Genomic DNA, 12,509 nt, shown 5'->3' with positions numbered 1-12,509 from the left:
CCTCCTAAATTAGCCGCATGAGATACCTTATAACGTTTCTTTTTTGCTACCGGTTCATGCTGGCGGATGCACAGGACAGCCTTGCACTGAAAGCCTATCCAACGGGCGAACTATATGCAGATTATGACTTACTGATAAGTGCGTTGAAAGAAGCGCATACGGGCTTATACTGGTACAACAGCTACCGCGAATTTGACAGTGTAGCTACCGGCCAGCGGGCAAAAATCCATAAAGGCATGAACGGCCTGGATTTTTACCAGGTTATTGCCCCGATAGTTGGTTTTACAAAAGAAGGCCATACTTCGCTACGTTTAAGCAAACAGCTGCAAAACGTTATGAGGCTGCGCGCGGTATACCTTCCGGCATTCATCAAGATCAGCAAAGGGAAGGTTTATATGATCAATAACCTTAACCGCTTGCAAACAAAGGGCTGTGAACTGGTTTCAGTGAATGGGGTATCCGGCGATTCGCTGCTGCGGAGGTTTATGTCCTATGAACCGTCGGATGGCTTTAACCTGACCGGCAAGTACCGCTGGATAGAAGAAAATGCCAAATTTAATCAGTACTACGCCCGCTGTTATCCGTTTGTTAAATCATTTGAGATCATATACAAAGACCCCTCAGGGGTTTTGCGAAAATTAAGCTGTTTGCCCCTGAACCTGGAGCAGTTCCGGGCTGCCTATACTATAGCTATAAAGGCCATTTCAAACAGTAACTACAGCCTGCCCGCAACACTGGAGACCGATAGTGTAAGGCACCTGGCGATCTTAACCTTTAATACCTTTCAGAAAAAGCGGTATACGGCTGCCGGGATGGAATTTCGTGATTTTGTCAGTCGCTCCTTTACGTCGTTTGAACGATTGGGTATTAACAAATTGATCATCGACATACGCCGAAACGGCGGCGGTACCGAGGGCTATGAAGATTACCTGCTATCATTTATGACGGATAAGGATTATATCAAATACAACTATGTGCAGGCCTCTGCCTTTCACTATTCCTTTTACCGTTATACCGATTACGCCGGCGATTGGGCCGAACTTGACAGCGCCCTGCGCGCCGAGCATTACCTCGAAAAAGACGGTCGTATCCTTCGCAAGCCGGGTATAGAGGAGCATGAAAAGCCGCACCAACACAGTTATATGGGTAAAATAGTGGTGCTAACCAGCGGCCTAACCTATTCCGGCGGATCGGAGTTTGCCTCCCTAATGCGTAACCATACTGCTGCCACCTTTGTAGGTGAGGAAACGGGTGGTGGTTATTACGGTAATACCAGTGGCTATAAGATCACCCTGCAGCTCCCGCATACCGGCCTGGAAATTGGCATACCCCTGTTGAAGTTTGTTGTGGCCACGCCTAAGGCCGACAATCCTTTTGGCCATGGTGTAATACCGGATATCGTCATTGAACCTACTATAGCCGATTACCTTAAAGGCCTGGACGTGGAGCTGCAGCGGGCAAAAGAAATCATTATGAAATAATACCCCTGGCGTTTTAGAATGGAATATAGATGTGTATATTATTAAACTGATTGAAACGTAGAATTTTACCTGCCTATTTTTGTTGCAGAATTTTAAATAAACCTGTTTTAATATTAAGCGACCATGGCCGTGGTTTAGGCAACCACAACTTTCCATCATTTATCTCCAGCGGCATCCAAAGATAGCGGGAATCCCATTGAGCTGAAGGCTTCCACTGGTCTGCCATAAATATAACCGTTGTAGATTTTGTGCCGGTCACTTTAACCATCATTGTTGACTGAGATTGATAAGTATTGGTTTCAGGCGGAGCGATATCCCTAAAATCCGTCCATGGACCTTCCAGTGATTTTGCGGTTGCATATTTATTGGGATTGGGTTTCCATCCAGTTAAGGCGGAACCGATAACGTAATAAAGACTGTCATAATGCACAACAGCGCCGCCTTCAAGAGATGCTTTTATAAGACTCATATCTTTTTCCACACTCATCAGATCTGCTGAAAGTTTAGCAATGTGGAATCCGAGCTCGCGATCTTCAAAGATAAGGTAGGCGGACCCGTCATTATCAATAAACTGGCCAATATCCCTACTGGGGCGGCCCAGTGGCCGAAAGCTTTTTACAAACTTAAAATCGCCGTTTGCGCTGTCGCTAACGGCAATGCCAACACGTGCGTACGAATAAGCCTTGTTATCTAAATGAAAGTACATTACATATTTTTTTGTTTGGGGCTGATAGTAAACTTTAGGCCTTTCCAGTATCCAGCCGGGTCCGAGGTTTTCCGGATCCGACATCTGTACCACATCTTTCTGAAATGTCCAGTTCATGAGATCCTTTGAAGCGTAGCAGCTTACATAACGCAAATTCGGGTCGAGCCCCTGCCTGCGTTCTTCTCCATACCAGTAATACGTTTTTTTAATTTTAATGATACCACCACCATGCGCCTGTATATGGTTCCCGTTCTGATCCGGCCATAATTGTCCGGGTTCTATAGAAGTTCTTTGCGCAAATAATGTCGTAGTAAAAAAGAGGATATTAATGACTGTGAAAATATACTTCATAACATGTTTAATGGGATTTAAAAGCACTTTTAAATCCGTGGAGAACTACTACACTTATATCTCTGTCAAATTTAAGAAATCTAAAATGCGGAATAAATATGAATTGCAATGCCATTATATTTATAGCCTCTGATATAAGCCATCCCAAAAGTGCCTGTTTCAGTTTTGCCAAGGTCAAGCCTAAAGTGCTTTGCTAATTAGCCCTGTTGTTTTCAGGTTGTGCCTGTCGTTGCGGTTGTGGCGTCGCCTCGGTACCACCAAACCTGTAGGTGGCGGTGAGCTTGAAATAATTGTTGCCGTAGCGCCGGTTATAGTATACTTGTGTTTTACCTACATTATAATCGCCTTCTGCAATTGACCGGTTAAAAATATCGTTGGCAGTCAGTCCTATCTTCAACTTGCCTTGTATCATTGATTTTTCAACTCCGGCAGTTATGATAGATCGTTTGTCATCATGCCGGATACCGTAGTAACGGTCACCAAGGTACCAGGCAAGCAACTGTAATTTAATGCCATGCTTCAAACTAAAGGTATTGCTGGTGTATAAGTAGGCCTGAGGCGTTACTTTCCCGGTCGCATAATTGTATTGATCATCAAAGGATCTTCCGTAAGTGATACTCACCGTATTGATCGACTGCCACCAGTCACCAATAGAAAAGGGCCTTGTCACCGATGCAAGAAAAGTATGGTCACTGCTTCTGTTGATGGACTTGAGTACATAGCTTTCGGGCGTGTTTCCTCGCAGAGCGGCGCCCGATAGCGGGTCGATGGTATAAGTGTAGCCGATCTTAAGTTCCATCCTTTTAAAATTCGTACCGATCTCAAATGCATGCGCCTTTTCCGGCACAAGGTTGGGATTGCCTTCAATGGTGGTGAAGGCATCCTGATAAGTAACAAACGGGTTGAGGGCCTGGTATCTGGGCCGGGTGATTCTTGCGTTGTAGGATGCCCTTAGCTTATTCCCGTTTGCCAGCGGAAACTCCAGTTGCAGGTTTGGAAAGGTGTTCAAATAATCTTTGCTGAAATCCTGTCCTTCACCTGCTGTAGTGCTTAATTTATAGGTAGTCCACTCGCTACGTACGCCAAGGATGATGCCCAGCTTTCCGGTTTTAGCAGATAGACTGGCATAGGCCGCTGCGATCGTTTCGTTATAGTCGAATAGACTGGAAAGGGTTTCATCAGGCAAATATGGCCCGCCGGGGTTGTTCCCGATGAGGAACCGGGTATCCGAATTATTGCCCACATTACTGAATCTTAGCCCGGCCTCCAGTTTCAGATCTTTTCTGAAGAATTTGGTGCGGTCGGCTTGTATGCTGGCGATGTTCAGGCGCTGGAAAAAAGTGTTTTGTAAATAGCGGGGGACAGGGCCGCCGAATTCTTCGATGCGGTCTTCATTATCGGTCCGGTAGCCAGAGTACTGGGCGCTAAAGAAAATACCGGAGCCAAGGGTATCGGTGTTTTTTGTGAAGTCGGCTACGATGGCATTATTTTTCCGGAGTTCGTCCCTCACAATGTTGCTGCCATAGATATTATCAGTTGTTAATGTGGTAATTTGATTCCGGCTGTTCACTGTTCCGCCGAGCCGATCCCTGTTTCCGCTATAGGAAAGTGACAATATCGACCTGGACGAAAAACTGTAGCGGGCACCGATGCCGTATGTCGCATAAACGTTAAAATCTCTGTTCCAATCCGTGGTTAGCGCAGAATTTAGGTATTCTGATGTATCTGGCCGGTTCCTGACGGTGTAGAGCAGTTCCCGTCCGCTGCCTTTAAGCAAAACGATATTAGCCGAAAGGGATAACTTATCTTTTGTGTAACCCAGATCGGCAAAGGTGTTGGCATTGGTACCGGCAAAATTGGATACTGTAAGATGCTGGCTAACCCTGCCACTTAACCCGTTCCCGCCCGGTGCCTTTGTGGTGATATTGATCACTGCCCGTCCTCCGGCATCATATCTAGCCGAAGGATTAGCGATGATCTCGATCCTGGTGATCTGTGATGTGGGGATACCGGCCAGGCGTTCGCCGGGTATAAGCGTACCATTCAGATAAATGATCGCCTCGCCCTTTCCCTGAAGAGAAATAATGCCTTCGTTTACCGTAATCCCGGGAGTCCTGGAAAGGATTTCGTTGACCGAGCTGCTGCTGGCCAGGATGGTTCCGGCGACATTGACTTCCAGGTTACCATTATTGCCGTACCTCATCAGCGGTGCAGATGAGGTAATAGTGACCTGCCCGAGCGTAGTAGTGTTTTCCTCTGGCATTATCGTCCCCAGATCAACATCCGTTTTTCCCGCATACCGTATATTGATGATGGTATCTGCAAATAATATTGAGCTGAGTTTCAACCTAAGCCTGGTATTATTGAGGCCGGTAATAGCTATATTTCCGTTGAAACTGCCGTTTTTAATGAGCTTCCCTACAGTATCGGTCAATAAGAAATTACCCGCTAATGGCATCCCTTTTGCATCGGCTACCTTTGCCGAAATGCTTTTGACCTGTGCATAAAGTGATGTGCCTGTTAGCAGGCAAAGAAATAATAAAAAAGTAGATTTCATGTACTTTGGACTTTGGATGTCCAAAGCTATCCGGCAGGGTTAGCAAGGTGGTTTTGAATTTGAGATTTGGGAGTTCGGAATTATAATTCAGAACCTATTACAGGAGTGCGGCAGACGACAATCCTTCTTTATAGAGGGTGGGGGTGGTGCCCCTGTGTTTTTTAAAAGCGGTATAGAAGGTAGATTTAGAGTTAAAACCTACCTCGTATCCAATCTCCTCCAGTTTTATCCCTTTATCATTTACGATCAGTTCACAGGCCCGGCCAATACGATATTCATTAATGTACATGGCAAAGCTCTTGCCCAGGTTATCGTTAAGTAACTGGGAAAGCTGGTGCCCCGAAATATTGACCGCTTTGGCCAGATCATTGAGCTTAAGATCAGGGTTCTTGTAGAGTTCCTGATCTATGATGATTCTCTGAAGCTTGTTGGTTAGGCCGAGGGCCTGGTCTTCGGTGATCTTCTTTCCGGCATAACGCCCGGTTTCCCCATTACCAAGGAAAGCCGTATCGGATTTTTTCCGATTAACGAACAACGGAATGTTTAGATAGAGTAACAACGAGAAGAAAAGCGCGCCACTGATATATACGCTGCTGAAGGACCAGAAAAAAACGATCAGATAGGCGATCAGGATCACTGTATTACCAAGAAAGATCGACAGTATTGGTTTTTCCCCGGGGGATAGCTTTTCTGTTTTGACAAATGATTTCGCTATTACACCCTTAAGCATCCATCCCGTCAGGATGAAATAGGCTACCCATTGCGCATAGATTATATGTACGATATAATGGTTCCAGTCCCAGGGATGCGTCTGGTAGGGGACCAACACCCCTATAATGACAATCGCAGTTATCCATGCCCAATAGGTATATTTCCACCTGATTGGTGTTTTCTGGATATTTTCAAGCGCTGCCCTGGTGAAATAATAGAGTGACGGCCCGATCAGAAAACAACCGGACAAGCCTATTTGTAGATAGATCCGCGGAAGGTGGGGGTAAAAATAACCAAAGATAGCCTTGGTGATCCTCATGCTAAGAGCCAGTAGCAGCAGCCCCAAAAAATAAGAGGCAGGGGACTTTTGCTTTTTGAAGAACAACAGATAGCCGCTGATAACGAAGCCGTTGAAGGCGCCTAATGCACTAAAAAAGAATAGTATCTGTTGACCGGGGCTCATGTATCAAAAATAGCAAACTAAAATAAACGGGTAGCATCAAAACAGAAAAAATGGCTCAAGAGGTCAAAAAAATGCGACAGAAATGGTGTTTTCAATCACCGTTATTTCGTTATTGGTTGCGGTACCATATCCCCATCCTGTGCTAATAGAAAATGTGATAGGGTTTAATAGTGAGTTAAACAGCTTTAAAACACCGAGGCAACAGGCTTTACATCGCCGGCTGCAAACGCCTGCTGATAAAGCGCTTCATATTTCCTTGCCTCTTTTAACTTTTTTTGTGCTTTGAGGCTGATATTCATACCTAACTGCGACCAACCATTGCCGGGGTTGTAAACCAGATCATCCCGGTAAACCATTTCTGCATCCCGGGCTCTGTTTATTTTTAACAAGCAGGCTCCCAGGTATTGTCTGGCAGGTATTAACCATTCCTGCGGTTCGCGGTAAATCAACTTGTCTTCGGCGTTTACAGCATTTTTAAACGCGTTAATAGCCTCAGCAGTTTTTCCTTCAGCAAATAATATTTCGCCTAAAAGAATGCCAGCTGCAATTTCGCCGCATTGCTTTGGTTTATTAAAAGGCATGCGGCGGATAGCCAACAAACTATCGGTAAGATTTACCTGGAGGTCGCTTAAGCATTGCCGGGCAGCGCCAGGGTCATTTTTGCGCACATACGCAATGCCTTTGGCAAAATCATCCATTATCCGGGCGTATTTCCATTGGGGATCAGGACGGGGTTGTTGTAAAATTTCCTGCCATTTACCTAAGCGCACCAGTGCAATATCGGGTAATGAGTAGACAAACTGGGCATAAGGGTCGTTCTTAAAATCAGGGTTTAAAGCTTTCATCCTTTCCCTGGCCCTATAATAAAGCGGCCGGCCTTTTGTATACATCCCGGCATTCATGGCACAATAGGATTGCACGGCGAAAAAATGAATCGGATTATATTTACTCAGGCGAAGGCCGGAAGTAGAATCCATTTTTTGGAAAACCGCGTTTGCCTGTTCATTAACAAATACACCTTTGGCAAAAAGCCCGTTACGCTGGTAAGAGTGAGTGGGCATATGCACCATGTGCGCCACGCTGGGCATCAGGTCCTTTAATACATCGGCATAAGGTAAAGCTTTTGCCGGGTTGCGCGAGGCCTCGGTTAGGTGGATATAATAATGCAATGCGGCGGGTTGCCGGGGTTCTTTTTTTAAGATGCTTTCGCATAACGAAACCAGTTCGGGTGTCCATGATTTGGGCGTCCCATCGTTATTCCAAAAATCCCATTTGTGACATAGCATCACAGCATCTATATACAATGCCTTAATGTCGTTATCAAGCGGGTATTTCTTCATCAGCGTTTTCATGGCTGTGGCGTAGCCTTCATCTAATTGTACACGATCGGCATTGGTGGTATCTGAGGAGTAGCGCTTTGCCATTGCGTTTGCTAAGTCGCTTTCTTTTGCGCTGGCCCCGGTGTTCGTGCGTTGTAAAGACATCTTCGCAATTGTCACGGCAGCCGGCATCCTATAATTGTAATTATTATAGTAGGGGCCTAATGCAAGTGTTTGCCCCCACCAGGCCATTGTACAATTAGGGTCGAAACGAGCGGCCTCTTTAAAAGAAGCCAGTGCCTCGGTAAAATGATAACCATAGTAAAAAGAAAGCCCCTGGTCAAAGTAAATTTGTGCGCTGTCAGATCTGGTGTTGATCTTATAATGATGATGCCCGGTACCGGCAATTATCGAGATGAATTTCCCGTCTTTATTCGGCGTAATATCTGAAGGTAAGGCACCTCCGCAAATGCTCACGTCAGGGGAGTAGGCTCGGTATCGGGGCTTGAACAGCGTAGTACCTGCCAGGAGGAAAAGTGTACCCCATAATAATATCGGAGAAACTATTTTCATCATCATCTAATTTACAATATTCATTGCATAAATAAAATTCAAATTTTTTATTCCCTGGATAGTAACCTTATCGAGAAAAGTATCGTAACAGTATGGCAACTACATTAACAATATTTTTTTAGATAATGCAAAGAAGCCCTTCCGAACTTGTAGAATCAATAAACACGCTGAAAAGCAACCTGTGGTTTTGTCATCCTTACGATTGTTTCGGTCATGATAACAGAATTAAGATCCAGGCAATGCTGGAGGTGATCCAGATGGACCGCTCCAAGGTGTGGATCAATTCGAAATATCTGAATGCCGATGAGTTAATGGAAAAAAATCCGGATAATACAATGTGGCGCGCTGCAATGGATGCAAGGAACTGGCTTGATGGAGAATTTGAACTGGAAGAATTACTTTTCAGTGAAAGGGAGAATTCAGAAAATTTGGAAATGTTATCGGATGCTAACACCCAGCACCCCGGCTGGTTGGCAGCAGCAATTACAGCGGCTCAATAATATTTTTTGCGACAGGTACCAGGTAACCAATATTGATCAACCCAGGTTGCAGGGAGTGATATGCTTACACAATCTGTGGTCTCATCCGGAAATATCAAAACTCTGGGTCGATAAGATTCTTCAAAATACATATACCAGGACACGAACTTCAATGTGATCCCCGTTTAACAAACATTTTCGCTACAATGTAAAATGCTTGGGTGACTAATGTCATCGTCGATGTTTCAGCTACAACCTATTGGTACAGAAAAAACATCGAAAACCTTATATTGCAAAACCATTATGAAAAGCCAATTAAAAGCAACTATAGCAGCCTGTTTTCTGCTGTGTATTTCGATATCGTTACGAGGAGCTGATATCAACATCAAAATAACCAAGCGGTATTTAAACCTTCCCGTATCGCAGGCGCAGGCCCGGGGAACAATGCAGTTTCAAATAGCAGGTAAGCAGGAGCGGTCTTTCAAGATCAGGCTGGCTAACAGCGAACCCCAGTACTGGGTGTTTTGCGATATGACTGCCTTGAAAGGCAAAACCATCACTATCAGCTATGATGGCGATGGCGCTGGCCTAAGCAAAATTTACCAGGACGATAAAATAGCAGGGCAGGACTCTATGTACAAAGAGAAAAATCGCCCGCAATTTCATTTTACCACCCGCCGTGGATGGATAAATGATCCAAACGGCTTAATTTACTATGAGGGTGAATACCATCTTTTTTATCAGCATAACCCGTACGAAAGGGAATGGGAAAATATGTCGTGGGGGCACGCTGTGAGTAAAGATATGATCCATTGGGAAGAGTTGCCTACCGCTTTAAGTCCGGATAACCTGGGCACAATGTTTTCGGGCTCGGCAGTGATCGATTATAACAACACCGCCGGTTTTAATAAAGGAAATACGCCTGCAATGGTTGCTACTTACACCGCTAATTCCGACGCGAAACAGGTGCAATGTATGGCTTACAGTTTAGATAAGGGCCGCACCTGGACAAAGTACAGTAAAAACCCGCTCATTGATTCGAAAGCCAAGTGGAACAGCCAGGATACCAGGGACCCGCGTGTGTTTTGGTACAAACCAGGTAACCATTGGGTGCTGGTGTTGAACGAGCGTGACGGGCACTCTATTTACAATTCAGCGAACCTTAAAGACTGGACATTTGAAAGCCACGTAACCGGTTTTTGGGAATGCCCCGATCTGTTTGAACTACCCGTAGATGGCGATAAAAGCAAAACAAAATGGGTAATGTACGGTGCATCAAATACCTATATGATAGGTTCGTTTGATGGCAAAACCTTTAAGCCAGAAACGGGCAAACATTATTATGTTACCGGAACCATATACGCCGCGCAAACCATCACTAATATGCCCGAGTCTGATGGTAGAAGGATCCAAATTGGCTGGGGAAAGGTGAGCCATCCGGGAATGCCATTTAACGGGATGATGCTGATGCCTACCGAGCTAACCTTAAAAACAACTAAAGATGGAATAAGGCTGTTTAGCGTACCGGTTAAAGAAACCGGGCAGTTGTTTGATAAGGTAAACCAGTGGAGCAACCTTAAAGAAAATGATGCCAATGATAAGTTAAAGGAGTACAATGGCAGCGACCGCCTGCGCATTAAAACAACCATTAAACTTTCGCATGCAACAAGCGCCGGGCTAAACCTGTTTGGGCAGCATATTATTGATTACGATATGAACTTTAACCTGGTCAACGGTACGTTTTATTCGCCCGAAGATATGACAAGTATGGAACTAACGGCAGATATTTATATCGACCGTACATCCATAGAAGTATTCATTGATGGTGGTGCTTATTCTTACTCGACGGAAAGAAAGCCGGATGTAAAAAACACCGAAGGGTTCCACTTCTGGGGTAATAATATCGATGTCAAAAATCTGGAAGTATACACGGTAAAATCCATTTGGCAGTAATTTTTTTATATTACGGCTTCTAACTATACTACAATTTAACTACGCTGATATGCAAACAATCAAGGCTGTCATTTTGCACTTGGTGCTGATATTTACATTTCCGTTAATGCTGCAGGCCCAACGCAATGACGGTGCTATTATTCCCGGAGATTTTGCCGATCCATCTGTCATCCGGGTTAATAATAAATATTTTGCAGTGGGCACATCCTCTGAGTGGGCGCCACAATTCCCTGTTTACCAATCTGCCGACCTAAAAAAATGGCGGCAAACCGGCTACGTTTTTAATAAAACACCCGAATGGGCTTCGGGTTCTTTTTGGGCACCCGAATATTATAAGATAAAAGATACTTATTACATTTATTACACCGCACGCCGTAAAGCCGACAATACATCTTATATCGGTGTGGCCACATCCAAATACCCCGATAGGGGCTTTACCGACCACGGTGTGCTCATTGCATTTGGTAAGGAAGCTATTGATGCCTTTATTTTTAATGATAACGGGCAATTATATATCACCTTTAAGGCCTATGGCCTTGATAAGCGGCCAATAGAGATATTGGGCAGTAAGCTTTCGGCAGACGGCCTTAAACTGGAAGGCGAACCATTCTCCTTATTAAAAGATGAGCAGCGTATTGGTATGGAGGGTCAAAGCATCCTAAAAAAAGACGGCTATTACTATCTCTTTTACTCGGCAGGCGATTGCTGCGGGGTAGGATGCAGTTATAACGTGCGCGTAGCCCGTGCAAAAAATATCACCGGGCCTTACGAAGTCTATTCAGGCAACCCTATCTTATCTGAAAATGCCAAATGGAAATGTATGGGCCATGGTACCTTTGTTAAAGGGCCAAATGGTGCCGAGTTTTACCTGCATCATGCCTATAATAAGGAAAGCACCGTGTTTACAGGGAGGCAGGGTATGATATCTGAATTGGTATGGCCGCAAAAAAACGGATGGCCGGTATTTAAAGCTCAAAAAATATCGGGCGTTACGGTACCTGATATCAGAGAGAATTTTAGTACGCTATCGATAGCCAGGTATTGGCAATGGGATTTTCGCAATTCTACCCCGCGTACAAAACAGCAAAAGGGTGTGTTATATTTATCAGGAAGTGTTAAGCAGGGCAATCAAAGCGGCATTGTATTAACTGCCAGGCCGGTTTCGGGTCATTTTGTTATGGCTGCAACCGTACTTAATCATAATGCTGCGCTTAAGGGGCTCACTTTTTATGGCGATGCTAATATGGCTTTGGGTATCGGTACCCAAAATGATGAGGTAGTATTGTGGCAGGTTAAAGACAACAAATTCTCCGCTTTAGCACAGTCGCTGGTAAACAAAAAATTACCTGTACAACTTAGGCTGGAGCTGGAAGCTGATAAAACATGCAGGTTTTATTACCGGCAGGGCAAAGCGGGCTGGAAAGCATTAACGACTGATAACCCGGTAAAAGCAGATTTTTTACCGCAGTGGGACCGAAGCCCAAGGGCAGGCCTTCATTTTAAAGGCGATGAAAAACAGGATGCGCAATTTGCTGATTTCACCGTAACAAACTATTGAATATCATCTGATTATTTATAAAGGAGAATTACTCATTGTGTGAGTACAATATTTTCTGATGAACAGCCTTTTATATGGAAAATTTCCCCGAATTGAAGGGCGCAGAAGTAGTTTTAATGAGAGCAGATACACGAACAGGACATGTCTTAGATGAACAGTTTGAATTAGCTATAAAAGATAATCAGACAGTATTTACTTTGTTTAATGACGTTGAGGTAGCTTTATCTTTCGCCCAATCAATTGTATTACAACATAAGACAATTGAATGTGTGATATATGGAAAGAATAAAGAGGTTTTTCATTATATAACCCCATCAGGTACGATGTAGTAAACGCGTGCCATGGCGCAGAATTGTAA

Annotated in this window: 9 protein-coding genes; 5 read left to right on the top strand and 4 right to left on the bottom strand. The window is 44.4% G+C overall.

The window, feature by feature from the left end:
* Positions 1-17 precede the first annotated feature (17 nt).
* Positions 18-1,481 carry a S41 family peptidase gene (locus NPE20_RS04270; protein WP_256537365.1) on the top strand — a complete coding sequence of 488 codons (1,464 nt, stop codon included), beginning with the start codon at positions 18-20 and terminating at the stop codon, positions 1,479-1,481.
* Between the two features lie 73 nt (positions 1,482-1,554).
* Here NPE20_RS04270 and NPE20_RS04265 read toward each other — a convergent pair whose 3' ends face one another.
* The 4 genes from NPE20_RS04265 to NPE20_RS04250 all read right to left on the bottom strand — a co-directional run bounded on the left by NPE20_RS04265 (position 1,555) and on the right by NPE20_RS04250 (position 8,167).
* Positions 1,555-2,538 (bottom strand): family 43 glycosylhydrolase, encoded by a 984-nt coding sequence (locus NPE20_RS04265; protein WP_256537364.1) that lies wholly within the window; start codon positions 2,536-2,538, stop codon positions 1,555-1,557.
* Between the two features lie 193 nt (positions 2,539-2,731).
* Entirely contained in the window at positions 2,732-5,095 is a 2,364-nt protein-coding gene (locus NPE20_RS04260; protein ID WP_256537363.1) for a TonB-dependent receptor domain-containing protein, read from the bottom strand.
* Between the two features lie 97 nt (positions 5,096-5,192).
* Complete coding sequence (locus NPE20_RS04255; RefSeq protein WP_256537362.1) at positions 5,193-6,269, bottom strand: helix-turn-helix domain-containing protein; 1,077 nt, start codon at positions 6,267-6,269, stop codon at positions 5,193-5,195.
* A gap of 185 nt (positions 6,270-6,454) precedes the next feature.
* Positions 6,455-8,167 (bottom strand): tetratricopeptide repeat protein, encoded by a 1,713-nt coding sequence (locus NPE20_RS04250; protein ID WP_256537361.1) that lies wholly within the window; start codon positions 8,165-8,167, stop codon positions 6,455-6,457.
* Positions 8,168-8,286: 119 nt separating this feature from the next.
* Between NPE20_RS04250 and NPE20_RS04245 the strand changes: the two genes are divergently transcribed.
* The 4 genes from NPE20_RS04245 (at position 8,287) to NPE20_RS04230 (ending at position 12,480) form a co-directional block, all read left to right on the top strand.
* Positions 8,287-8,661, top strand: a complete 375-nt coding sequence (locus NPE20_RS04245; RefSeq protein ID WP_256537360.1) for a hypothetical protein — start codon at positions 8,287-8,289, stop codon at positions 8,659-8,661.
* A 282-nt stretch (positions 8,662-8,943) separates the two neighbouring features.
* Positions 8,944-10,593 (top strand): glycoside hydrolase family 32 protein, encoded by a 1,650-nt coding sequence (locus NPE20_RS04240; RefSeq protein ID WP_256537359.1) that lies wholly within the window; start codon positions 8,944-8,946, stop codon positions 10,591-10,593.
* Between the two features lie 49 nt (positions 10,594-10,642).
* Positions 10,643-12,151 carry a glycoside hydrolase family 43 protein gene (locus NPE20_RS04235; protein WP_256537358.1) on the top strand — a complete coding sequence of 503 codons (1,509 nt, stop codon included), beginning with the start codon at positions 10,643-10,645 and terminating at the stop codon, positions 12,149-12,151.
* A 74-nt stretch (positions 12,152-12,225) separates the two neighbouring features.
* Positions 12,226-12,480 carry a hypothetical protein gene (locus NPE20_RS04230; protein ID WP_256537357.1) on the top strand — a complete coding sequence of 85 codons (255 nt, stop codon included), beginning with the start codon at positions 12,226-12,228 and terminating at the stop codon, positions 12,478-12,480.
* Positions 12,481-12,509: the final 29 nt, after the last annotated feature.

Origin of the sequence: Mucilaginibacter aquariorum, from assembly GCF_024498135.1 — a bacterium.
GTDB lineage: Bacteria > Bacteroidota > Bacteroidia > Sphingobacteriales > Sphingobacteriaceae > Mucilaginibacter > Mucilaginibacter aquariorum.
This window is presented reverse-complemented; position numbering and strand designations above follow the sequence as displayed.